Below are 24,520 nucleotides of genomic sequence, written 5' to 3' on the forward strand. Positions count from 1 at the left end.
AAGAACTGCATTGAGGAGACTGGAATTGAGCGCAACCGAAAAGATAAGCGGCCTGGAAGGCATACCCGGCGCCGGGACGCCGGCGACGCTGCGGCGGACCCTGACATGGAAGGACGCATTCTGGGTGGCGAGTGGATCGCCCGCGTTTGTGCTCTTTACGCTGGGCGCCATCGCCGCAACCGTCGGGCAGCCTGCGTGGATCATCTGGATAGCCTCGATTGTGATAGGTTTCGTCCAATGCTTTACCTACGCCGAAATATCCGGTCTGTTCCCCCACAAATCGGGCGGCGCGTCGATTTACGGCGCAATTGCCTGGGTCCGGTATTCGAAATTTCTTGCGCCTGTTTCCGTGTGGTGCAACTGGTTCGCGTGGTCGCCGGTGCTGGCGCTCGGCACGGGGCTCGGCGCCAGCTACGTTCTCTCGACGCTGTTTCCGGCCGACGCCGCGATTAACACCTGGTCGATTACCCTGCTGAACCTGGACGCCGTCAAGCATGGACTGACCCTGCGAATCAACGCTACCTTCGTGCTGGGTGCCGCGCTCCTGCTGCTGACGTTTCTCGTGCAACACCACGGTGCGCAACGTGCGGCGAAGCTCCAGAAGTATATGGGGATTGCAGCGCTGATTCCGCTGACGCTATTCGGCATCGTACCGTTGGTTACCGGCGGCGTGCACATGCATAACTGGTTTCCGTTGCTGCCGTTGGCCCACGACGCACACGGAAATGTGGTCATGGGGAGTTGGAATGCAGCCGGCTGGACGCTTGCGATCGGCGGGCTGTTCGTCGCCGGATGGTCGACCTATGGCTTCGAAACAGCGGTTTGCTACACGCGAGAATTCAAGAACCCGAAAACCGATACGTTCAAGGCGATCTTCTATTCCGGACTGCTGTGCCTCGGCGTCTATATTCTGGTGCCGCTGTCGTTTCAGGGAGCGATGGGACTCAAGGGGCTGCTGGAACCAGGCATCTATGACGGCACTGGCGTGGCTGCAGCGATGGCTAACATCATCGGCGGTGGCGCCATCGTTTTCTATGTGATCGTGGTGATGCTAGTTTTCACCTTGCTGCTTTCGGTGATGACCTCGATGATGGGGTCGTCGCGAACCTTGTACCAGGCGTCGGTCGACGGATGGCTGCCACGTTATCTGTCGCATGTGAACGAACATGGTGCCCCGACGCGCGCCATGTGGACCGATCTGTGCTTCAACCTGATCTTGCTGCTGATGTCGGACAATGTCGCGATATTGGCCATGTCCAACGTCTGCTATTTCGCCTTTGTGTTTCTGAATCTTCAGGCGGGCTGGATTCACCGGCTCGATCGCCCGCACTGGGCGCGGCCGTTCAAGTGCCCAAACTGGCTGTTGGCGCTCGGTGCGCTCTGCGGATTCATCGACCTCGTTTGCATCGGCGCGGGCGCGGATATCTGGGGTCCGGGGACACTGCGCAACGGCCTCATTGCTATCGCACTCATCATTCCCGTCTTTGTGTTTCGCCATTACGTTCAGGACAAGGGCAAATTTCCCGACGCGATGCTCGATGATCTCGAATTACGTCAGGACGAAGGCGTGCAGCGGCACGCAGGATACCTTCCCTATCTTGTGCTTGTTTTGACAGTTGTGGTGATCTGGGTGTCGCATAAATTCGCCGTGTTGCCGACCTAGTGCCTCGTCACGCCTCAAACGTCGGATAAAGTCTGAACAGCACACGCCGGATTTTGTGCGATGCGGACACGTGGTGGCGTAGTTGCTTGGCCGCGCATGCGCTTCTGGATGCAGGCAGTTGGCTACCCGGAGACGGCCGAAGCATGGGCAAGAGCAGATTCGCATGCTGCGGTAGTCCGCCTCTGGTGCCACACTGGACCGGCACTATCGTTCTATCAGCGAAACAGCTTTCAACCTTTGGATAGATTTCGGACGAACGACTTTGATGGTCGTCGGATAGTTGAGATGGAGTGGCGCGGCACTTGATGGTCATTCGCGCTGTGATATTAATCTCATGGTGACTTGGACGGATGTCCGGTTGACTCTCCGGAATCCCCCGCCAGGGTCGTAAGATGGCGACCGGCAGAAGCCGGCCAAGCGGTCGTTGCGGGGGGACGAGTCCGACAGGCGGCTCGGGGGTCGAGAGCACGCATTCGCTGGCGGTGCGACCCGACCGTCCCCTCCCGTTTTGCTGACGACGTTGGTATCGAGCAGCCGAATGCCAGCTTCCTCGATCAGCGAACTCACCCTCCCGACCCCAGCCGGACGCCTATGACAAACCGCCGAACGTCGCTTGCTGAATCGGTAACGGTCAGTGCGCGAGTCCCGTCGCTGGCGAGATGGACAGAAACGACGACGCGTCAGCGGCCGGCCCGCGTCGTCAAGTCAGTAGTCTTGTATGGAGCATCGCAGCCGCCGCGGATATAGACGCGAAGGCGCTATTCCATGGGAACGATCACATCTTCGGAGAGAGAGATTTCCTTTGTCGCATCGTTGCGACGGCCAAACGCAAAAAGCGCGAACGCTGCGACGAACGCAGGCACCGCGAGTAGCGTGAAGACTGCGCCAAATGGCAGGCCGAGGCTCATCATTACGCCACCGGACAGTGCGCCGGCCACGGCGCCCATGCGTCCGATGCCGAGCATCCACGCGACGCCGGTCGCACGCCCTTGCGTCGGATAAAAGGCCGCGGCGAGTGCCGACATCGAGGTGACCGCGCTCGTCACTGCCACGCCGGTCAGGAAGATCAGGACGGCAAGCCAGAACCGGTCAGAAACGCCGCATCCGATGGTCAACACCAGCGCTGCCGACAGTACATAGGCGCAGGCGTTGGCGCGTCGCGGATTGGTGCGACCCATCACCCAGCCGAGACACAAGTTGCCCAGAATGCCACCGAGCGGGAACAGCGAAGTGGTGAGCGCGGCCCCTTGCGCCGTGAAGCCCGCGTCCTTGAAAAGCGTCGGCAGCCAGTTGGTGAGGAGGTAATAAATCATCAGACCGGTGAAGTAGGCGAGCCACAGCATCGCGGTGCCGAAGCTATACGGCTTCGACACGATGAGCGCCAGCGAAGATTTCTTCTCCGTTGCGACGTGCGTATCGGCGGCGATGAAGTTGAGGGCGGCGCCATGGGCGAGACGCGGGTCGTTTGAGATGCGGCGCAGAACCCGCGCGATCTTCTCTGCCGGCCACTTGCGTACGACCATGAACTGCGCGGACTCGGGCAGCAGCGCAACGAGCAGCACAGCCAGTACGAGCGGTCCGATGCCGCCGGTGATCAGCACGCTTTGCCAGCCGAATTCCGGTATCAGCCACGCTGCGCACAATCCGCCGATGGTAAGCCCCACCGAGAAGCCGCAAAACATCGCGTTGACTACGATGGCCCGAATGCGTGCTGGCGCGTACTCCGACATCAGCGTGACCGCGTTCGGCATGGCCGCGCCGAGCCCGAGCCCGGTGAGGAAGCGCCAGGCAGTGAGCGACTCGATCGAGCCCGACTGCGATGAAGCAAGGCTCCACGCGCCGAAAAAGAACACCGACAGCACAAGCACGACCTTACGCCCGATGCGATCCGCGGCGGGACCGGCGGCGAGCGCGCCAATGCCGAGGCCGACGAGCGCCGCGCTCATCACCGGACCGAGCGCGGCTCGTGTGATGCCCCATTCGCCGATCAACGAAGGCGCGACGAAGCCGACGGCCGCCGTATCGAAGCCGTCGGCGGCGACCACCAGAAAGCAAAGGATCAAGATGATCCATTGATAGGGGGAGAAGCGTTGACTATCTACGAAGCTTTGGACTTCAAGGGTGTGCTTTTTCATTGCGGTTCGTCTCCATTGATTTATCTCCAGGCGGCTGCAGGAATGCGGTTTTCTATGAACCGCTATGCCGATCCCGATGCATGCCAACCGCCGTCCACACTCAACACAGTTCCGGTGATATAGCTCGCCGCATCGGAGGCGAGAAAGAGGATGGCTTGAGCGATCTCTTCAGGACGCGCGAGTCGTCCCATCGGCGTGCGACGCTCGATAGACGGCAAGTCGATCTGCCCATTCTTTACGAGCCGTTGTGCGAGTTCGGTGGCGACATAGCCTGGCGCCACGGCATTCACGCGAATGCCATCCCGCGCCCACTCGCATGCCATCGAGCGGGTCATTGCCGCGATGCCCGCCTTCGCCGCGCCGTATGCATTGCGCTGCGGGATGCCGGAGAGTCCGGCAATCGAGCACAGATTTACAATGGCGCCCGAGCGTTGGACGAGCATCGATTTTGCGGCCTCGCGGCTGGCAAGAAACGCGCCGCGCAGATGAACGCCGATCAGTACGTCGAAGGCATCGACGCTCTGTTCAATGGTGGGCTTTGCCTGCTCGCCGATCCCTGCGTTGTTCACGAGCACGTCGAGCCGTCCGCATGCCTTCAAGGTGTCGTCGATCATCGCGACGACATCGCTCTCCGACGACACGTCGCCGCCGATGGCCACATGTCCCCCACCACCGAGTTCCTCGACGCGATGCCGCGCCGCATCGCGATGCAGATCCGCTATCACGACGCGATATCCTTGCGCGGCCAGTGCACGAGCCGTTGCCCAACCGATGCCGCTCGCACCGCCCGTGACAAGCGCCACGCGTTGCCGTTCCTCGTTCATGGTCTTCTCCCTCGCGATCTAGCGCACTGCCGCTGACAGGCTTCTGAATTCGACGCGCTTGATGATGCGGCTCTCCTGCGCGACGATCAGATGCGCCGATGCCTGGAGATACGCGGGCCATTCGGGATCGTTATCACGTGCGGTACGGCGCTGGTCGTAGTCCGCGATGCTTTCGTATCCCCACAGGTGCACGACCTGATTCAACGCGCCGATGTCGCTCATAAAGAAGCCGACGGGCGCGCCGAGATACTTGAGCTGAATGGGCATCGCGAGACGATCGAATACGTCGATGAATTCGGCCATGCCGCGCGGCTTGATCGTGTAGATGCGGTGATCGATGAAAGGCTTGTTGCTCATGCTGCACTCCTGAACTCGCTGACCTTGCTTCGCGCATGCACGCGGCCAGCCAGATGCAATCCCGTGAGATAGCCGAACGTCATGATGGGGCCCAGCGTGATGCCCGCGCCCGGATAGTTGCCGCCCATGACGCTCGCGCGGTCGTTGCCGACGGCGTAAAGACCGTCAATCGGTTCCGTGCCCTTGAGCACTTGTCCATGCACGTTCGTGGCGATGCCGTCGAAGGTGCCGAGATCACCCATCACGAGCTTCAGCGCGTAATACGGTCCCTTGCCGACGGGCGCGACGCAGGGGTTCGGTGTATGAGCGGAATCGCCGAGATAGCGGTTGAAGGAAGTCGTTCCGCGGCCGAACGCGCGGTCCAGGCCGATGGGTGCGCCCTGGTTGTATTCGCGCACGGTTTCCTCCAGCACGGCGCTGTCTATACCCGCACGCTGCGCGAGCTCGGCGAGGGTCCGCCCTTTGACGAGGTAGCCGTTCTTCAGGTGCGGCTTGAGCGAAAGCGGCGCGGGCTTCGCGAACCCGAGTCCGTACCTGCGAATCGTCGCATGATCGCAGACCAGCCACATCGCGGTTTCGCGCTCGTCCCGGCAGGCTTCGATCATCGCCGCGCCTACATCGTGATAGGAGTTCGATTCGTTGGTGAAGCGAGCGCCCCTGCGGGTCACGCCGATCACGCCTGGCTTGTAGCGGTCGAGCAGATGCGGAAACACGCCATATCGTCCATCCTTCAACGGCACACGCGATACGGGCATCCATGCGGCGGGCTGCGGATAGCGAATATCGACGCGTCCACCGACACGCTCCGCCATGCGTGCGCCGTCGCCGGTATTGCCCGCAGGCACGGGCGACACATGTTCGCCACCCCGCTGCACGTGCGGATAGGCAATCGAAATGCGCGCGACGTCGTGTGAGAAGCCACCGCATGCCAGCACTACGCCGCGCCGCGCGATGACGCGCATCTCCTGACCCTTCGCGGTGATGACCGCACCCGTTACACGTCCATTGGTCGTGGTGAGTTCTTTTGCGCCGGTGTTCGTGTGAATCGGAATGCCAAGATCGAGCGCGGACTTGGCGAGTCGTGCGGCAAGCGCATTGCCGCTGGTGACCTGCACACCACGTTTATAGAGCGCAAGCTCCTTGAGATGGCTCGTCAGTCGCCTGGCGACATACCACGCCGAAGCTAGCGATTTCGTCGCGTTGAAAAAATGCTTGAGATCCGCACTCGACGAATTGAACATCATGCCGATGAACGTGATCGTCTGGAGCGGCGGGCGCAAGCGCGCGATATCCGCACCGAGCGCGCGCGCATCGAACGGCTTCGCGACGACCGAGCGGCCGACATCGACACCGCCCGGCGCGTCGGGATGATAGTCGGGATAGAGCGTTGGCAAAAACTCGACCGACGTCTCACGTTCGAAGAATTCGATCATTCGCGGGCCGTTGTCGAGGAACGCATCGATCGCGGTCTGATCAAACATTGCGCCGGTTTCATGGCGCAGATAATCAATCGCGGCGTCACGCGTGTCGTCGATGCCGGCTCGCTTCGCATGCGGGTTGCCGGGAATCCACAGCACACCGCCGGAAAACGCGGTCGTGCCGCCGAAATAAGCCTCCTTCTCGACGACGATCACGTCGAGGCCCTGCTTTTTCGCGGTGATGGCAGTGGAAAGACCGCCTGCGCCCGAGCCGATCACAAGCACGTCGCAAGCGAGGTCGGACGACCGTGTCACGGTAGTCATCGTCATGTCCTTTAACATTGATTCGAGCGCGGGTGCGCCCGTAGATAGTCGTGTTACGCGGCGCGGATCGCTTCGAAACCGGGGCGCGGCACGAGGTCCATCAACATGCATTCAAAGCCGCCGTCGACAACAATTTCCGCGCCGTTCACATACGCCGCGCGTCTGCTTGCGAGAAAGGCCGCGACATCGGCGATATCGTTGGGCTCGCCGATGCGTCGGCTCGCCGTCATCGCGCTGCGGCGCGCTTCGATATCGCCTTGTTCATAAAAGGCCCTTGAAAGCGGCGTGCGAATCATGCCGGGGCAGAGCGTATTGCTCCGAACGCCGCGCGGTCCCCATTCTGCAGCGACCTGCCGGGAAAGCATCGCGATGCCGGCCTTGCTGGCGCTATACGCGCCGCTCCACGTCTGCGGATGATGCGCGGCGATCGATGCGATATGTACTATGCTGCCCGTGCCGCGCGCGAGCATGCCTCGTCCGAACGACTGTGCGCACAGCATGTAGCCGGTGAGATTGACCGCGAGCATCGCGTTCCATTCGTCGAGTCCAATATCCTCGATGCCGCCGGCGCGCAATAGTCCCGCGTTGTTGATGAGCACGTCCGCGTGGCCGAGCTTGCGCTCCACCTGTTCACGTGCGCGATTGACGCTTGACGCATCGCTGATATCGCACGCGACGGCAAGCGCTTGTATGCCCCGCGCCTGCAAGACTTGCGCCGCTTCATGGCAGCCGGATTCGTCGCGGTCCAGCAATGCGAGGCGCGCACCAGCATCGGCGAGCGTCGCGGCGATCGCACGGCCGATGCCGCCCGCCGCGCCGGTCACCACGCATATGCTCGATTCGAGGCCGAGCCAATGCGTCGCGGCGTGATCCCGCGTCACGTGATTAGTCATCCTTGTCTCCTGATAGGCTTGAAAAGGAGGCATCTGTCGGGCTGCCGCATGACGCCTTTCCTATGAAAAAAGTATATTCACGGCCTTGCACAAAAAATTGGACAAAGGAGGCAGACAACAGGACAATTTGTGCAAAGGAGACGCGACGTGCCCAGGAATATCCCTAACTACAATCTCTATGGCGAATCCGCGCGCCCACCGTGGTACGACGCATTCAACTTCGAATGGATCGCGGAGCGCAGCGCACCGAACGACTGGCATATCGACCCGCATCGTCACGACGCCCTCTTGCAGTTTCTGTACATTCGCGGCGGCGGTAGCAACGGCGACGTGCTGATCGAAAACACCCGCCTGCGCATTGAGCCGCCATGCGTCATCATGCTGCCCGCGCAGACGGTGCATGGCTTTAACTTCGCGTCCGATGTGGACGGCCTCGTCGTAACAGCGGCGCAGCGTTCGCTTGAGGCGCTCGCAACGATGGTCGCGCCCGCGCTTGTGCCGGTGCTGCAACATGCGGGCGTGACGCGCGTGAATCCTCAGACACATGACAGCGTGCTGATGCCGCTCGTCGACTTGCTGGAGAGGGAATATCGCGCGACGGATCGCGGGCACATGGCGGCGGGCCTGCCGCTATTGATTGCACTGTTTGTGCATGTTGCGCGTATGTGCGAACGTGCGTCTGCGGCTCGCGCGACTGCTGCGGCGAGTGTTTCGGCCACGGAGCGGCGCGCCGCGCAGATCAGGCGCTTCAGGGAACTCGTCGCCGCGCAATTTCGCGAGCACCGGCCCGTAGAGTTCTATGCCCAGAAGCTTGACATGACCGTCGCGCAACTGGGGCGCATCTGCCGCGAGGAAATCTCAAGTTCGCCGCTCGCCGTCATCAACGAACATCTCGTGCGTGAAGCGCAACGAGATTTAGTCTATTCACATATGTCGGTCAAGCAGATCGCGCATGGTTTAGGTTTTGCCGACGTCGCCTATTTCAGCCGGTATTTTCGCAATCAGACCGGCGTGACACCCACTCAATTTCAGGTTGAGGCGCATAAGGCGTTGGCGATTGATCTACGGTGTTGAAAGTGATGAATCAACGAATACGCCGTTCCGAGTCGGTCCAGCAGTGATGCAAGCGTGCACATATGCGGCGCCCACGCCGATGATTGCTTGACCAAGCCTTTTCTACCAGTGATACCTGCGCAATGGCAAGCTGCCGTTCAATTCCTTTGGGTCGAACGAGGTATGCGTAGGGCTCGACATTGCAGGCCCGACACGTGAGCATCAGGCTGTAGACGATTGCGCTCGCTTTCGCTCCGGCAACCGTGTCACTGAACAGCCATGAGGATCGGCCTGTACAGAATGGCCTGATGTCTCGCTCGATGACGTTGTTGTCAACCGGCGCATGCCCGTCGCTCACGTAGCGACTGTTATACGTCCACTGGTTGCGTGTATATGAGATCGCCTTGCCCAGCAGGCTTTCTGGCAGGACCTGCGGCGCCTGTTCGTCCAGCCACTTTCTGAACGCTTCGAGTAGTGGCACGCAGTGCTGCTGGCGCAGCTGGTATGTGTAGTTAACGCGCATCTTGCCTTCGGGCAGATCGGCTTTGGCCAGCGCCTCGACCTGATAAAGCGCCTTGAAGTATTCCAGTGCCTGCGCGGCGCGGCCGCCGGGTTTCTTCATGCCCTTGAGCGCGTCGACGAAGGCTCGACGGGCGTGAGCCAGGCAGCCGAAGTGGGTTGGACCTTCGAGCGTGCGCCAGGCGGCGTATCCGTCCGTCATCAGCAGGCCTTGATAGCCGGCGAGAAACGCCTGGGGATGTTCCTGCCCCCGCTCAGGCTGATAGTCGAACAGCACGACCGGCTGCGCACAGCCTTCGGCACTGCGGTAGACCCACATATACGATGTGCTCTGCGCGGCCTTGCCAGGTTCCTTGAGCACCTGCACCGTTGTCTCGTCGCCATGGATCAATGGCTGCGACAGCAGCGTCCTGCGCAGTGCCTCGTAGAGCCGGCTGTAATGCAGTTCAGCGGGCCGGATGATCCAGTTTGCCAGCGTGCCACGTCCGACTTCGATAACTGCGCGCGCGAGCGCGTGAGCCATCCGGTACAGCGGCGTACCATCGCCGTACTTTCCTGCTGCGTGACCCGCGGATTCAAGCCTTCGAAGAAACTCCACAGTCGAAGCGGAGTCGTAGAAAATGACGTGGTCTGTATAGCGCTTTTGGCCGAAGAGATCAGTCGTGTCCGGCTTTCCTTCCTCGGCCACAGGTCGCTCAATCCGCATCGAAGAACCGGTTCGGGAAATCCAATATTTGCTGCGAAGCGGGGTTCCGCCAATGCTTGGCATAACTGCGATGCGGGGAGCGATGCTGGCAAAGAACGAACATTACGACGCCGATGCGTGGCAACGCCATCTCATGTGCGTATTCCGGTGAACGTGACCGCCAATTCCGGCGCAACGTGACCGTTGCGCACGGGTGGGTGTTACGCGGTTCAGATTGTAGACGGGGCGGTCACGATGAGTTGTTTTTTCCCTCCTATTTTCGTGTTTTTCGAAGCGTTACTGCGTAACGGTTGAGGAAGCAAAGTACTCGTCCCATTCTGGCGTATCCAGTTCGAGTGTCGCGATCACGCGGTCGTCCTCGATCTTGATGAGGCCTTCGATCAATTCCCGTTTCGTTACTCCGTAACGGCATGCGAGCCGGGCCAATCCAAGGAAGGCGCTGGTGCCGATCCACATGCTCAACTGACGTTCGCCGTTGCGATCGGGTCCTGCCATCTGGCGTCTGGCTCGGTATTGGGCCTGACGCTGCGCTACTGTCTTTGCCATTTCTTCTTTATCCCTGTGTGCCAACGACGATCGGTGCGGCGATGCCTGCTTCGCTACCCTGTGCTGGCTGGGCCTTTCTCGAGCGCAGCGAATCGCCGGTCAGCGTAATGCGGTGATGGTGCTGCATCAGCCGGTCGAGCATGGCATCGGCTATCGTGGCGTCGCCGATCCACGCGTGCCAGTGCTCGATCGGCAGTTGTGATGTGATGATGGTGGCTTTGCGCCCGGCCCGGTCGTCGACGACTTCCAGCAGGTCGGAGCGGGTCATGCTGTCGATGGCACCCATGCCCCAGTCGTCCAGGACGACGACGTCGGTCTTGGCCAGTTGAAGCAGCCATTTGCCGAACGCCCCGCTGCCGTGGCGGATGCGCAGCTCTTCCGGCAGGCGTGGCACGCGTTGATACAGCGCGGAGTGGCCGCGCCGGCACGCATACTGCGCCAGTGCGCAAGCCAACCAGGACTTGCCGACGCGCGTCGGTCCGGTGATCAGGATGCAGTGGCCGGCGCTGACCCACTCGCCCAGGGCCAGGCTCATGATCTGCGAGCGGTCGACGCCCCGGCCGGCCCGGCTGTCGAGATCTTCCAGCGTCGCCTGTCCATATTTGAGCCGCGCGTTCTTCAACAGGCGCATCAGCTTGCGCTCGTTGCGGTGGTGGACCTCGCGGTCCACCAGCATCGTGAGCCGTTCCTCGAAGCTCAGGTTCGCCAGTCCCGGCTGGATGAGTTGTTCCTCCAGCGCGCCGGCGAGGCCCTCCAGTTTCAGGCTGCGCAGGTGGGCCAGGGTGTGATGCATCATCATGTCGTTATCCTTATTGGTAATAGCCGGGGCCGCGCACGTGCGTGTGATCGGGGCTGACCCAGTCGCCGGCGGGAGCCGGTGCGCTTTGATCGCGGTTGTTGGCCAGGATGTCGCGCACATGCCGGTATTTGCAGGCGCCCAACTGCAGCGCGAGCATGCAGGCGGCTTCCAGCCTTGAGCGGCCATAACGCTTGGCCAGCGACAGCAAGCCCAGGCAGGCGCGGTAGCCATGCTCCGGATGCTTGTGCTCGGCCAGCTGCCGGGTGACGACTTCCGCCGTGGCCGGGCCGATGCGCTGCCCCCAGTCGATCAGGCGTTGCGGGCTCCACTCGCGGTGGGCACGGTGAGCGGCCGGCATGTGCTCGTTCACCGTGGAGAACTTGCCAGCTTGCGAGCTGCGGGCATGACAGGCGACTCGTTGCCCGCGATGCAGCAGTTCGACCGTGGTGCGTGTAACACGGGCCTCCAGGGACTGTCCGACCAGCGCATGCGGCACGCTGTAACGATGCAGGTCGATCTCGACGTGATAGTCAATGTGCACCTTGACAGGCTTGAAGGTGGCCAGCTCGTAACGCTGCATCGGCAAAGGCGACAGCGCCGGGGCATCCAGCTGGGCAAAGGCACTGGCGCGGCTGCCCGGCAGCTTCTGGAAGGGACGCTCATTGAGCCGCTGCAAGAGCGGCTCAATCGCCTGGTTCACCTCGCCTACGCTCGCAAAGCGCTGGTGGCGCAGGCGGGCCATGATCCAGCGCTCGACGATCTGGACCGCCGATTCCGCCTTGGCCTTGTCCTGTGGGTGATAGGGGCGCGCTGGAAGAAACGAGGTGCCGTAATGACGGGCGAAGTCGAGCACGGTGTCGTTGGCGCGCGGCTCGTAACGGTTCGCCTCGGCGATCAGGGCGCGGGGATTGTCGGGCACGATCAGTGCCGGTAATCAGCAGGTTCTGGTAATGCGCAGGAGTGCAGCGGAACCGGCACCGTCACTGGCGTCGCGTCGCCGGCTCCTTCACATTACGCGGGGGCTTAAAGTGAATCTAGCCACGCAAGCAAGTCAGCGTCGCGTTTCCATCGCGGCGGTCTCTGTCTCTTCGAGCTCGGTTCGAGACGCTCGAGTGCCGCGCGCTTCGTAGCCAGATTTGCCTGGGCATAGTGATTGGTCGTGTCCAGGCTCACGTGACCGAGCCAGCTGCGAATCACAGTGACGTCTACGCCCACTGCTACGAGGTGGACGGCAGCCGCGTGCCGGAAACTGTGAGGAGACACGCGCTTCGAAGACAAGGTAGGAGCAGTCTTTGCGGCCGCCTGAACGTACTGAGCGAGCTTATAGCGCACTCCGGACGCCCCCAGAGGTGCGCCATAGCGATTGACAAAAATGGGATCGTTGTCCGCGCGCGGTTGCCGCTTGAGTAGTGCCTTAAGCACGAGAACGGTTTCTGGCCATAGAGGACAAACCCGCTCTTTTTTACCCTTGCCGACCAATCGCACGTAAGACGGTGGATCGAAGCGAATGCGCTGTGGGCTAACATCGAGCGCTTCCTGGATGCGTGCGCCCGTGTTGTAGAGAAAACAAAGCAGCGCGTGATCGCGTAGGCCCTCAAGACTTGTGCGATCCGGCTGCAACATGATCGCATCAACTTCGTCCAGCTCAAGATAGAATGGCGCGCGAACGGCTTCACGCTTGGTGGGAATGCGCAGCACTTCGGCGCACTGCGCTGCGTATATGGGCTCCCGTTCAGCGACAAAAGAGAAGAAGCTGTGCAGCGCGGCGAGTCGGCAGTTTCGAGTGCCGATCGTGACCTTGCGCTCTTGCTCGCATTGCTGCAAGAAGGCTCCTACCATGGCTGCGGTAAGGTCGCCGAGCACGAGTGCGGCTACGGACCGTTTGCGCCTCGTAGCCGAAAACCGCAGGAATAGTCTCCAGGTATCGCGATAGGATCGCACCGTATGTGCTGAGAGATTGCGCTGTTCCAGCATGTGTGTGTAAAAAAATTCTTGCAGCAATCTGGGCAAAGGATCAATCGGTCTCATTGTCCACTCCTTCGGCGACGTGCAGACTGTGCGCGCCGAAAGCACGGAAGCGCGCGCCTGCCAGTTGCAGCAGATCATTGGTGATGGTCAAATAGGCCAGAGTCGAGTTAATGTCCTTATGGCCGAGATACGTGGCGAGATAAGGAAGGCGAGCCTGGGGATTGATTCCCTCGCGGTACCACGCAAGCATTCGGTTCGCCACGAACGTGTGCCTAAGATCATGAATGCGTGGTCCAAGCCCGCCTCTGTCAGGCTTTACGCCAGAGAGGCGCAGCACACGTACCAGAAGCTTCTCGGTCATCACGTAAGAGTAGCGCCCGGCCCGTTGCTGATGCCAGAACAGCCCTGAGGCGGCCTGCTGTGGGCCGCCCGCCAGTCGCCGCGCCTTTAAGTAGTCGCGCAGTGCAGCCACGACGCTGTCGGGAACCGGTAATGTCCTCGATTTAAAGAACTTCGTTTCCCGAATGTCGATCTCGCCCACATCGAGATGTACGTCACCCAGGTTGAGACCTGCGATCTCTCCCAGGCGTAGTCCGACGCAGTATGCAAGAACGAGCATTGTGTACAAGCTCAAAGGTCGAAGCGGTGCATACGGTGAGGGAAATCGCCGTGCGGTTTCGAGCAGTTGCCGCATCTCTTGCTCCGTGTAAATGTGGGGACGTCGTCGCTGTTGCGTCAACTGTTGACAGAGTCGACGGTCGCGCGTGGGCACGGGAATCGTTGGCTCGAAGCGTCGCCACGCCCTGGCGAGATCGCGCCCCAACTCCTGGCACTGCCACGCGTGCTCGGGCGTCGGAAGTATGGCTCGCCATTCTTGGAGAAGAACGGTCAGAGGTTGACCCTCCAGATGCGGATTCTTCTGCAGATAGCGATCGAAACATAAAAATCGGTTTGCTGGCGTCTCGTAGAGGTAGCCCATGGCGCGCATTAACGTGACATGGTAGAGCATGAGTGGCCCGAGAAAGCTTCCAAAGCGGGGAAGTGGACGTAAGGTTTCAAGCGCTGTCTCTGGGGAAAACGATAGTAGTGCACGTACTACTGGCGTTGTCGTTCGCTGACCGTATTGCATCCGCAGTTCATGTAGCGGGTTGCTCGTAATCGATCCCTCTGTTTCGAGAAAATCAAGGAACCGGTCGACGAGACGCGCGCGATGAAACACGATGTGCAAAGGCCATTGTGTAATTCGCTCGTGCAACCATACTTCGATCGTTTGCTGATCCAGCGATCGTCCGCGATCGCGCTGCATGACAAACCGCTGGAAGCCGGAGAGAACGCATCGATAAACGATCGGCGTCGTTGCGTTGCGAGTTCCCAATCCCCGAATAAAGCGTTCGATGCAACGTCCGTCAGCGTCTGGCCAGATTCGCTTCATGGCTGCTTCTCCATGTTCGGGACTTCGAGAGCTACGCCACGCAGGTGCTCCGTAGCCAACTTCAGGTACGCGGCCGTAGACCCGGCCGACCGGTGTCCCAATAGGTCCCCAATCCCTTTTACCGAAACCTCAGCGCGAAGCAGGCTGACAGCGCGTGCATGTCGAAATGCGTGCGGCCCGCGTTTGCCAGCTGGATATATCCCGGCCGCTTCGAGTCGCCGACGCACTGGTGTGTACAAGCTGGAACCGCTGTGAAATCCACGATAAGGTGCCCGGGCGCGAACAAATATCTCGCGCACATCTGAGGCTGGTCGTCCTCGTCGCAAGTAGTCAAGCAGAGCATCACCGACACTCGGAAGCAACGGCAAGACTGACTGCGATCCAGTCTTGGTGTGACGGACGTAAAATCGATCAGATCTCCAGTCGATATCCTCCAGACGCAGTCGCGTCACCTCTCCCGCACGTAAGCCGTACGTCGACAGCATCATCAGAATGGCGTAGTCGCGCAGCCCTATCGGGGAACGGTCCTGGCGCGTGGAGCCTAGGACAGCGCTGATGTCAGCGGGGCTTAGCGCCGAGGGAATAGACTCGTACGCATACGTTGTTGGGACAATGATGAACCGAGAAAGATCGCGATCGGTACGCCCCGTCTCATACAGGTAACGAATGAAGCTGCGAAGCAGCAACGCGATACTTTTACGCGATACCCGACGCAGCGATGAAACACGGCTTTGCAGATAGGCATCAATATCCGACACCGTCATATGCATCAACGTTTCGGCGCCTTTGCACCGTCCATTGGAACACAAGAATCGTTGTGCTTCGGCAAGAAGACCGTCGACCGTTTCGGCTGCCAGTCCCCGCCACTCCCGAAGCCATTGACCGTATTCCATGCACAGTGTCCGATCAAATCTTGCATTCACACTGGAAGGAATTGGATCGCGCGGCCACTTGCCAATGGCCAATCGCAGCAACTGATGAATGCCGGTGGTATGAGAAGCTTCCCAGCCCCGCAGCGAAACTGGCGAGTGCCCGCGGTGGCGCCGGAAGCGTCGAAGTTCACATTGAAGATACGCCGATATGTCTGCTGCCCTCGCCGCCTCAACGCGTATTCGTCGTCTATCGAGAAATCGAAGGAAGTTTGCCGCGACCGCCAGATAGCGATTGCGGATGTGGACACAATATCGCTCGGCTACCAGATGTTGTTCGAGTTTGCTGAGCAGCGTTTCGTGCCTTGTTTGCTGATCGGACATGGCGCGCCTCCTTAAGCGGTTGGTCGCACCTATAGGATGGCACCATCGCCATAATGTGAAGGAACCGGCAACGTGACGCCAGCAACGGCGCCGGTTCCGCCGCGCTCCTGCGCATTACCTGAGCCTGCTGATTACCGGCATTGTACTAAACCGCTGACGCGGTAGTGGGAGGGAAGCGGAGGTCAGTGCCTGGCGTTCGGTCAGGACGGTTATCGGATGCCGGGCCACGAGGAAGGGACGAGCAGGCGGCCAGGAGCAGCATGGAGGTGCCCGACCGGGCATGCCATCCAATGTTCCCAGGAGGTACGCCATGACACTGCTCCGCCAACGCATGCTGCACGACATGCAGATCCGCAACCTCGCCGACAACACCCAGAAGTCCTATCTGTTGCAGGTTTCCAGTTTCGCCCGGCATTTCCGGCGCTCGCCTGAACTACTCGGCCCCGAAGAGATCCGGGCCTGGCTTGTCCATCTTCGCGAGGAGCGCAAGCTGGCCCCCAGCAGCCTCGGTCCAACGATCGGCGCACTGCGCTTCCTCTACCGCGTGACGCTCAAGCGACCCTGGAGCGACGAGGATTTTCCGTTGCCGAAGAAGCCGTTCAGACTGCCGGTCGTCCTGAGCCTGGAGGAAATCACCACCTTCTTCGAGTCGATCGCCAGTCTCAAGCAGCGCACCATCCTGATGACCGCGTACGCAGCCGGGCTGCGCGTGTCGGAAGCCGTGCACCTGAAGGTCAGCGATATTGATAGCCAGCGCATGGTGATCCGTGTGAATCAGGGTAAAAATCGTAAGGATCGCTACGTGATGCTGTCTCCGCGGCTGCTCGAGATCCTGCGACTGTACTGGCACGATGCTCACCCCAGGGAGTGGCTATTTCCGGGCGACATCCCCGGGCACCCTATCACCCGGTCCGCAGTAGCGCTGGCTTGCCGGATCGCGCGCCGGCGCAGCGGTATCCAGAAACCCATCACGCCGCATTCGCTGCGGCACTATGTACCCTTCCGGGTTATGTCTTGTAGCCGCGTGATAGCGCGTATTCCCGGGCAAATGCGCAACGCGGGATAGAGATAATCTGGGCTCCTTCCACCCGCTCCCCAGGTCGGGGAAGGAGTTCGTCGTGAAGTACATCATTCATGATCAGGTCGTTCTCTCGCGAGAACCTGAAGGTCCACTCGCAGCCCATTTATCATCCTTTGCCAACTCCATCAGCGCGCAGGGTTACAACGTGTGGTCCCTGAAACGGAAGGTCCGGATCGCCGCATGTTTCAGTCGATGGCTTAAACAGAGAGGTGTCGAAGTACGGGATATCGGCCTCGATCACGCAACACGATATTTACGCTATCGTGCCCTGCATTTCCAGCCTCGCAACGATGATCGGGCAGCGCTCAGACAGCTTATTGATTTTCTTCGTGGCGAAGGCGTGGTTCCGCCTGAGCAGATGGCAACAATTCGGATTTCGCCAGCTGAGCGGTGTGTACAGGAGTACGAGGAGTACTTGCGCAATATTCAAGCTCTCGCCAGAGCCACAATCATTCATTACGTGCCGTTCGTCCGAGAGTTTCTCAAACATCGTTTCGGCGACGGGAAGGTCATGCTATCGAAACTACGTGCGGCCGATGTCGTGCACTTTGTGCAAGTTCAGGCGCCACGACTGCATTTAAAACAGGCGAAGATTATGACCACTGCCCTGCGATCCTTTCTGCGCTATTTGCGCTATCGCGGCGACATTACGCTGGACCTCGCTGCCGCCGTGCCCGTGGTCGCCAACTGGTCGATGCCGTCAATTCCCCGGGGAATCTCAGCAGACCAGACACGGAAGTTGCTGGATAGCATCGATCGACGGACTGCAGTCGGTCGTCGCGACTACGCGATCCTGCTGGTGCTCGCGCGATTGGGGTTGCGCTCCAGTGAGGTGGTCTTCCTCGAGCTCGATGATATTGACTGGGACGCAGGTCAACTGAGCGTGCGCACCAAGGGTGGACAACGCATCGAGCTACCCTTACCTGCGGACGTCGGCAAAGCCATCGCCGCCTACTTGCAACATGGGCGGCCGAAGAGCGCCAGTCGCCGCGTATTTTTACGTGCACGCGCGCACATCACCGGCTTTCGTGGGCCAAGTGGTCTCGGCTGCGTCGTTCGGCGTGCACTTAAGCGCGCTGGCATCGACGCGCCCACAACGGGTGCCCATCAGTTTCGCCACGGACTGGCTACCCAGATGCTGAACCATGGAGCTTCGCTCAGCGAGATTGGCGAGGTGTTGGGTCATCGTCACCCACAGAGCACGATGATCTACACTCGGGTCGACATCAAAGCATTGCGTGAACTCGCGTTGCCCTGGCCCGGAGGTGTACGATGAACGCGCTTCGGCAGGCTGTTCAGGATTACCTCGATCTGAGGCATAGCCTGGGATTCAAATTGAGGGAGGAGAGCACGGCGCTACCAGATTTCGTCGCGTTCATGGAACAGCATCGAGCTTCTTACATTACGCAGACGTTGGCCCTCGCCTGGGCTCGGCAACCCGCAAATGTCCAGCCCGACCGCTGGGCGCAACGAATGAGCTGGTTGCGTGGGTTCGCGCGATATCGTAGTGCTACCGATCCCCGCACGGAAATACCCGCACCGGGTTTATTGCCATTTCGACCGAAGCGGGCTCGGCCGTACCTATACTCGGCCGCCGAGATCCGTAGCCTGCTACAGGCGGCGCTGCAGATGCCATACCACTATGAACGGGGTGCACTGCTGCCCTGGACCTATCATTGCCTGTTCGGGCTGTTGAGCGTGACGGGCATGCGCCTGGGTGAAGTGCGCAATCTCGAACTTCAGGATGTGGATCTGACGGAGGCGATATTGACGATCCGAGGCGCGAAGCTCGGAAAGACCAGACTCATTCCTTTGCATGCCTCGACATGCAAGGTGCTCGCGGACTACATCACGCGGCGTGAGCATCACTGGGCGGGTCGACCGGTATCCCCCTATCTCTTTGTTTCCAGTTGGGGTAACAGGATGGATGTCGGTGAGATCCATCGCACTTTTTATTCATTGTCGCGACAGATTGGTTTGCGCGGGGCATCCGACAGTCGCGGGCCGCGTCTGCACGACATGAGACACGTTTTCGCGACGAACGCACTTGTGCGCTGGTACAAGTCTGGAGATGACCCGGAGCGCCGTCTGCCCATCCTGTCAGCCTACCTCGGCCATGCTCACGTCGCGGATACCCAGTGGTATCTGAACGGCTCGCCTGAACTGATGCGCGAGGCGATGCGCCGGCTCGAACAACTCTGGGAGGACCGGCCATGAATAAAGCTGCCACCTTTGCTCCGTTACTGGAGCGGTTCTTCACGCAGCGCCTGATGCAAGAGCGTCAGGCGAGTCCTCACACCATCGGTGCCTATCGCGATTCCTATCGTCAATTCCTTAAGTTCGTGCAGCAGCGCCTGCATAAGTCACCGTCGCAGCTAAACCTCGAAGACATCGATACTCCTCTGATCGTCGCGTTCCTGGACGAAATTGAGAAGAACCAGGGCGTTAGTGTTCGCACCAGAAATCTGCGCCTCGCGGCGATTCACTCTTTCTTTCGCTACGCCGCTTACGAAGCACCAGACCATGCCGCCCAGATCCAACGGGTGCTTGCCATCCCCAGCAAGCGCTTCACCCGTACGCTGATTCACTTTCTGACGCATCCAGAAGTCGACGCCTTGCTTGCCGCGCCTGATCAAGGCACGTGGTCTGGCCGGCGCGACCACGCCTTTCTATTGGTCGCGGTACAGACCGGTCTGCGCCTGTCCGAGATGACGGGACTCAATCGCGAGGATGTGGTGCTTGGCACCGGCGCACACGTGAGGGTAATCGGAAAGGGTCGGAACTATGACGATCTCGGGAATATGCGCAGTTCCGCGCCACAGACGCCAATTCGTTCTTCTGCGATGGGCTGTGGATGGCGGATCCGTGGTGTGAACTGCGCATAATTACAAGCTTTCCAGGAACTGCATCAAGCGATCGGGCGGTCGATATCGCGCGATTCTGCTGTGAGGTGGTTGCAAAGTATTGAGCGCACGCTCCTTCATCGCGAGGTCGGCCTCGACGTACATGTGAGTAGTCGCTGGGCTTTCGTGTCCAAGCCACAGTGCAATGACACTCAGGTCAACGCCCGATTGCAGCAGATGAGTCCCAGTCGAGTGCCGGATGACATGCGGTGAAATGGGATGGCTTGATAGTTGAGGGCATTGCCTGGTGGCTGTCCGCGCTGCGAGTTTGAGCCGATCCGTAACGTTGGATCGCGTCATCGGGTTCCCCGAGCGATTCGGAAACAGAATCTGATCAGGCGATGACCGGATCCGCGGCAACCAGCTTCTGATTTGGCTCGCGGTTGAGCGCCACAACGGTACGGTGCGCTGTTTCCGGCCTTTGCCGTGGATATGTGCACAGGGCGCCTTATCCAGAACGACGTCACCCACCCGCAGACCGATCAGTTCGGAAACGCGTGCGCCAGTATTGTATAGCGTTGCAAACAGTACCCGGTCCCGCTGCCCGCACCAGGTGTTGGGGTCGGGTGCGGCGAGTAGTGCCTCGATCTCGTCACGCGACAGGTGGCCGATGAGCGGCCTGTCGAAGCGCTTCATTGGGATAGCTAGAGTGCTTTGGATAACAGCCAGCGAAGAAATATCCTTGAGGGCTGCGTACTTCAGAAATGAACGGATGGCAACAAGCCGCGAATTCCGGGTGCGCGCGCAATTATGCCGGTTGTCCTCCAGATGACGAAGGAAGGCCAGCACCAGATCCACGTTGATGTCTGCTAACGCCAGCTCGACAGGCGACTTATGCAGACGCGCCTGAGCAAACTGAAGGAATAGTCGAAAGGTATCCCGATAACTGGCTATCGTCTGCGGGCTGACTGCCCGTTGTTGCATTAGCCGCTCAACGAAGAATTCCTGTAGCAGCGCGGCGAAGTTCGACGACGAACAATGGCTTTGCCTTTTAGACATGACAGACTCCTTCTGTAAAGTGCTCGAAGCGCTGAGCCGCAATTGCCATCAGTTCCGGGATGCCCGTTAGATACCAGTAGGTGTCGGTCACCTTGGCATGCCCTACGTAAGTCGAAAGCATGATCATTGCGTTGTCGACGTCCACCCCTTGCTGGTACCAGAGCAACACCCTTCGGCAGATAAACGAGTGCCTCAGATTGTGGATGCGTGGAGCCGGATGATCACCACGGGCGACCCATCCCAACTGCGAACGCAAGGAACTGAAGACCTCCTCAACGGTACTGATCTTCATGCTGCTTCCGTGCACGATGAAGAAGTGATCGCTTAGCGTGATGGGCCAATCGCGATCCCGCAGCTCTACATAGTGTGCAAGTGCTCGCACGACCGTTTGATGAAGTGGAACGACGCGGGACTTACGATACTTCGTTACCCGAATCATCAGCAGGCCTTGATCGAGGTCGACGTCTGCGCGCCTCAGGTTAAGCGCCTCAGAAATCCGCAGTCCGGTGGCCGCGATCAGCCCGAACAGGGTTGAGTAGGTCACGGGCCGCAGTTTCTCCTTCGAGGGCAACGTCGAAGCAGCGGCCAGCAGTTCCCGGATCTCCTCATCGGCATAGATGTGCGGTGTCAAACGGCGATGGGCTCGGCCGAAAAGATAAAGCGGAGGAACTTCGGTGGCAGGGTCAAATTGCTGGAGATACCTTGCGAACGGGCGAACGATCTCAATCCGACGCGCCCAGGTAAAGGGCACCTGACTTGATGCAGATCGAGCCCAGGACGCTGCCAGTTTTACGGTGAGCGGCCCCTGGTGGCCGATCCGGTCGGCAAAGCAGGCAAAATCAAGAAGCCGGCGTCCCGTACACCGCAGGTCAAAACCAAGGCGGCGTCTTGACGCAAGGTAGTCCTCGGCGAGCGATAGCATTCTCACTGAACGTTTCATGATTCGCTCCCCGGCCAGGGCAGCGCGACCTTGGCAAGGCTCCTGATATCGACCGTGGTGTAAATCGCGGTAGTATCGAGGCTGCGGTGTCGAAGGATATCGGCGATTTCCTTCATAGGGACTCCAGCGTTAATCAGCCGACTGCCTACGCTGTGCCGCAATACATGGGTTCCCCTGCAGCGTGGATCGCTGCCGCATCGCGCATGAGCGGCACGGACGGTATTGCGAACGACGCTCGAGCCGACGGGTTCGGTAAGTGGAGCGCGATGCCGCAGAAATACCGCCCGGCTATCGGAGACCGGGCGCCCGTCAGTCAGGTATTGAGCAATTGCGCGCCCGGTCCGGGGCGGCAACGGAAGCACATCTGTTCGCCGCGCCTTGCCTGCTGATAACCGCAACGTCCCGTCGTGCCAGTTCAGGTCGTCCAGCTGTAGCGAAGCGACTTCGCCGGCGCGTAGTCCCAGGTCGACCATACACCGGGCCATTGCGTAGTCTCTGCGGCCGATCGCGGATTTGCGATCGAATGCGTTAAGAAACCGTTCCAGCTCCGCCTCACATAGCGAGTCTGGTAACGATGCGAACCGCCACTGGGCGATTTGTGGAATCGCGGCAATAAGGCACCGGACGTGATCTCCGTGCATTCCTCGGAAATGCAAGTAGCTCCGTAGTGCACTCCCAAGGACTTTGCCGGTGCTCGGCTTGCATCCTTCGAGGTGGCTGACTACAAATCGATGAACATGTTCCGGTTTGACCTGTGCCATAGTGATTCTCGATGCACCGAATCGCTCCGACAGGAACGTCCGTACGATGCGTGTACGCAACCTTCTCGTAGATGCGGCCAGCCCGCAGACCTGGTCAAGGTGTGCGTCAAATTCCCTGATCTCCTCCCGTATCAGACGGGGTGTGAAGTCGGGCTGATGGCGTATGTCCGCCCTCTGGCGCAGCACGACAAGCAGATGCTTTAAGGCCGACCCGATATGGTTCCTGCTTCTTGGCGTGCGCAATGGGCAGTCGCACTGAGGCAGGTGTTCATCCAGAAAATAGCGGATCAGCGCTTCGTCAATCTGACTGAGTTTGATGCGTCGCTTGCGCAGCCAATAAGCAAAGTGCGCGACGCAGCACAAATACTTCCGGACGCTCCACGACGAATATCCGCGCCCAATCAAATACGTCGAATAGGCTTGATAGCTGGGTTTGAGCACGCCGTCCGTCAACCATGCCCGGGTCCGCTGCGGTAACGCGAAGTCGCTGTTCATGATACCCCTCCTCAAAAAGCCGAACTTGTCGACCTGCCTCCTGAGGAAAGCACTTTTGCCTCTTTTGAATTTGGAGTGGGTGGGTTTGGCGGGTCAAGGGCGGGCGTGAGCCCGGCGCAGCGAACCCTTGAGGCGCAGTCACCCAGTAAGATGAGTCTTGGGTGATTGCGGCAGAATGCGGGAATCACCCATGTAAAGCCAATCAGCTATGACGAATCAATTGTTCGAATCCGCCCTCGGTATCACGGCTCCTTGGTATGTCCGAAGTGTTGACTTCGATGCTGCTCAGCGGCACCTCAACATCGCCGTTGACTTTGTTGCAGGCAGCCGGTTTGGCTATGCTGGAGTGGCCGGCGAGAATCCCGTGCACGACACGCAAATCAAGCGCCTGCGGCATCTGAATTTCTTCCAGCACGAGTGCTTCCTCGAAGTGCGGGTGCCCAGGGTGCGCCTGCCCGATGGTTCAGTGCGTTTGGTTGAGCCAGATTGGGTGGGCCAGCTCAGCGGCTTCACATTGCTGTTCGAAGCGCTCGTGCTGATGCTCGCGCAGCAGATGCCGTTCGCCGCCGTTGCACGCGCGGTCAATCTGTCGTGGCATCGAGTACATGCCATCTGTTCGCGGTATGTGGAGCTCGCACTCGCGGCGGCCGACCTGTCGGGTGTGACGGCGCTGGCGATTGACGAAACCTCGTACCGTCGCGGTCATGAGTATCTGACGCTGGTCGCCGACATGCAGGCGCGGCGGGTCGCGTTCGTCACCACAGGCAAGGATGCCAGCACGATAGAGCGCTTTGCCACGTATCTGGGCGAGCATGGCGGCTCGCCCGGGCAAGTAAGCTCGGTCAGCATCGACATGTCGCCAGCTTTCATCAAGGGCGTCAATGAACATCTCCCCGAAGCGCGAGTTACCTTTGACAAGTTCCACGTCGTCGCTCACGCGTCCAAGGCGCTCGACGCAGTACGTCGCCAGCAGCAGAAACTCGACCCTCAGCTTAAAGGCATGCGTTGGACGTTGCTGAAGGACGCCGACAAACTGAACCTCGCGCAACTCACCGACCTTGAAGCGTTGGTCAGTCAGTACACGACCAATCGCACCGCGCGAGCCTGGCTTTACCGGGAACAATTGCGCGACATTCTCGAGCGCAAACAAATCAATGTCGTCTCCGAGATGCTGCACCAGTGGTGCACGAACGTCATGCGCTCCAAGGTCGAGCCCATGAAGGATGTCGTCAGCCTGATTCGCAGACATTTCGATGGAATCGTTGCCTGGACCCAGACCCGTCAGACCAACGGTTTCATCGAGGCCATCAACGGCCTGTTTCAGGCAGCAAAGCGCAAGGCTCGTGGATATGCACGCTTTGAAACCATGCGCACGGTCTTGTTTCTCATTGCTGGAAAACTTAACTTCGCCGCGTTCAACGCGCATGCCCGCTGAGCCGCATTACCCACTG

20 protein-coding genes and 2 pseudogenes are annotated in these 24,520 nt (G+C 59.9%); 7 read left to right on the forward strand and 15 right to left on the reverse strand.

Going from position 1 to position 24,520, the window contains the following annotated elements; translation table 11 throughout:
* The first annotated feature begins 25 nt into the window (after window positions 1–25).
* Window positions 26–1,663: an APC family permease gene (locus tag HF916_RS09475; protein WP_168788644.1), complete on the forward strand. Its 1,638-nt coding sequence runs from the start codon at window positions 26–28 to the stop codon at window positions 1,661–1,663.
* 758 nt (window positions 1,664–2,421) lie between these two features.
* Here HF916_RS09475 and HF916_RS09480 read toward each other — a convergent pair.
* From HF916_RS09480 to HF916_RS09500, 5 genes are all read right to left on the reverse strand, one after another.
* Window positions 2,422–3,798 carry an MFS transporter gene (locus tag HF916_RS09480; RefSeq protein ID WP_168788645.1) on the reverse strand — a complete coding sequence of 459 codons (1,377 nt, stop codon included), beginning with the start codon at window positions 3,796–3,798 and terminating at the stop codon, window positions 2,422–2,424.
* Between the two features lie 62 nt (window positions 3,799–3,860).
* Complete coding sequence (locus HF916_RS09485) at window positions 3,861–4,622, reverse strand: SDR family NAD(P)-dependent oxidoreductase (RefSeq protein ID WP_168788646.1); 762 nt, start codon at window positions 4,620–4,622, stop codon at window positions 3,861–3,863.
* A gap of 18 nt (window positions 4,623–4,640) precedes the next feature.
* Window positions 4,641–4,979: an NIPSNAP family protein gene (locus tag HF916_RS09490; protein ID WP_168788647.1), complete on the reverse strand. Its 339-nt coding sequence runs from the start codon at window positions 4,977–4,979 to the stop codon at window positions 4,641–4,643.
* Window positions 4,976–6,721: an FAD-dependent oxidoreductase gene (locus tag HF916_RS09495; protein ID WP_168788648.1), complete on the reverse strand. Its 1,746-nt coding sequence runs from the start codon at window positions 6,719–6,721 to the stop codon at window positions 4,976–4,978. The genes HF916_RS09490 and HF916_RS09495 overlap by 4 nt, the downstream gene beginning before the upstream one ends.
* 53 nt (window positions 6,722–6,774) lie before the next feature.
* Window positions 6,775–7,614, reverse strand: a complete 840-nt coding sequence (locus HF916_RS09500; RefSeq protein WP_168788649.1) for an SDR family NAD(P)-dependent oxidoreductase — start codon at window positions 7,612–7,614, stop codon at window positions 6,775–6,777.
* 147 nt (window positions 7,615–7,761) lie between these two features.
* Between HF916_RS09500 and HF916_RS09505 the strand changes: the two genes are divergently transcribed.
* A complete protein-coding gene (locus HF916_RS09505; protein WP_168788650.1) occupies window positions 7,762–8,688 on the forward strand; it encodes a helix-turn-helix domain-containing protein in 927 nt (308 codons plus the stop codon).
* 154 nt (window positions 8,689–8,842) lie between these two features.
* Here HF916_RS09505 and tnpC read toward each other — a convergent pair.
* From tnpC to HF916_RS09540, 7 genes and pseudogenes are all read right to left on the reverse strand, one after another.
* Window positions 8,843–9,748: pseudogene (gene tnpC, locus HF916_RS09510) on the reverse strand (IS66 family transposase); the annotation flags it as partial.
* Between the two features lie 420 nt (window positions 9,749–10,168).
* Window positions 10,169–10,438: a hypothetical protein gene (locus tag HF916_RS09515; RefSeq protein ID WP_240975168.1), complete on the reverse strand. Its 270-nt coding sequence runs from the start codon at window positions 10,436–10,438 to the stop codon at window positions 10,169–10,171.
* Between the two features lie 7 nt (window positions 10,439–10,445).
* Entirely contained in the window at window positions 10,446–11,237 is a 792-nt protein-coding gene (gene istB, locus HF916_RS09520; protein ID WP_168788312.1) for an IS21-like element helper ATPase IstB, read from the reverse strand.
* A 10-nt stretch (window positions 11,238–11,247) separates the two neighbouring features.
* A pseudogene (locus tag HF916_RS09525) lies at window positions 11,248–12,171 on the reverse strand (Mu transposase domain-containing protein); the annotation flags it as partial.
* Window positions 12,172–12,260: 89 nt separating this feature from the next.
* Complete coding sequence (locus tag HF916_RS09530) at window positions 12,261–13,265, reverse strand: tyrosine-type recombinase/integrase (protein ID WP_168788315.1); 1,005 nt, start codon at window positions 13,263–13,265, stop codon at window positions 12,261–12,263.
* A complete protein-coding gene (locus tag HF916_RS09535) occupies window positions 13,252–14,637 on the reverse strand; it encodes a tyrosine-type recombinase/integrase (RefSeq protein ID WP_168788314.1) in 1,386 nt (461 codons plus the stop codon). Before HF916_RS09535 ends, HF916_RS09530 begins: the two co-directional genes overlap by 14 nt.
* Window positions 14,634–15,890 (reverse strand): site-specific integrase, encoded by a 1,257-nt coding sequence (locus HF916_RS09540; protein ID WP_168788313.1) that lies wholly within the window; start codon window positions 15,888–15,890, stop codon window positions 14,634–14,636. The genes HF916_RS09535 and HF916_RS09540 overlap by 4 nt, the downstream gene beginning before the upstream one ends.
* Before the next feature lie 310 nt (window positions 15,891–16,200).
* Here HF916_RS09540 and HF916_RS09545 point away from each other — a divergent pair, with 310 nt between their 5' ends.
* Genes HF916_RS09545 through HF916_RS09560 form a run of 4 tightly spaced genes read left to right on the forward strand, consistent with a single transcriptional unit; the run spans window position 16,201 to window position 19,856 of the window.
* Entirely contained in the window at window positions 16,201–16,956 is a 756-nt protein-coding gene (locus HF916_RS09545) for a tyrosine-type recombinase/integrase (RefSeq protein ID WP_240975206.1), read from the forward strand.
* Window positions 16,957–17,008: 52 nt separating this feature from the next.
* A complete protein-coding gene (locus HF916_RS09550; protein WP_168787614.1) occupies window positions 17,009–18,247 on the forward strand; it encodes a site-specific integrase in 1,239 nt (412 codons plus the stop codon).
* Window positions 18,244–19,188 carry a tyrosine-type recombinase/integrase gene (locus HF916_RS09555; RefSeq protein ID WP_168787615.1) on the forward strand — a complete coding sequence of 315 codons (945 nt, stop codon included), beginning with the start codon at window positions 18,244–18,246 and terminating at the stop codon, window positions 19,186–19,188. The genes HF916_RS09550 and HF916_RS09555 overlap by 4 nt, the downstream gene beginning before the upstream one ends.
* Window positions 19,185–19,856 carry a tyrosine-type recombinase/integrase gene (locus tag HF916_RS09560; protein WP_168788487.1) on the forward strand — a complete coding sequence of 224 codons (672 nt, stop codon included), beginning with the start codon at window positions 19,185–19,187 and terminating at the stop codon, window positions 19,854–19,856. Before HF916_RS09555 ends, HF916_RS09560 begins: the two co-directional genes overlap by 4 nt.
* Here HF916_RS09560 and HF916_RS09565 read toward each other — a convergent pair whose 3' ends face one another.
* From HF916_RS09565 to HF916_RS09575, 3 genes are read right to left on the reverse strand one after another with little or no spacing between them, the layout of a single operon-like run.
* Entirely contained in the window at window positions 19,857–20,873 is a 1,017-nt protein-coding gene (locus HF916_RS09565) for a site-specific integrase (protein WP_168787993.1), read from the reverse strand.
* Window positions 20,866–21,813, reverse strand: a complete 948-nt coding sequence (locus HF916_RS09570; RefSeq protein WP_168787992.1) for a tyrosine-type recombinase/integrase — start codon at window positions 21,811–21,813, stop codon at window positions 20,866–20,868. The genes HF916_RS09565 and HF916_RS09570 overlap by 8 nt, the downstream gene beginning before the upstream one ends.
* Window positions 21,810–23,069: a site-specific integrase gene (locus HF916_RS09575; protein WP_168787991.1), complete on the reverse strand. Its 1,260-nt coding sequence runs from the start codon at window positions 23,067–23,069 to the stop codon at window positions 21,810–21,812. Before HF916_RS09575 ends, HF916_RS09570 begins: the two co-directional genes overlap by 4 nt.
* A 208-nt stretch (window positions 23,070–23,277) precedes the next feature.
* Between HF916_RS09575 and HF916_RS09580 the strand changes: the two genes are divergently transcribed.
* Complete coding sequence (locus tag HF916_RS09580) at window positions 23,278–24,504, forward strand: ISL3 family transposase (protein ID WP_168787774.1); 1,227 nt, start codon at window positions 23,278–23,280, stop codon at window positions 24,502–24,504.
* The last annotated feature ends 16 nt before the right edge of the window (window positions 24,505–24,520 follow it).

This window comes from Paraburkholderia aromaticivorans (assembly GCF_012689525.1).
Classification (GTDB): Bacteria; Pseudomonadota; Gammaproteobacteria; order Burkholderiales; family Burkholderiaceae; genus Paraburkholderia; species Paraburkholderia aromaticivorans_A.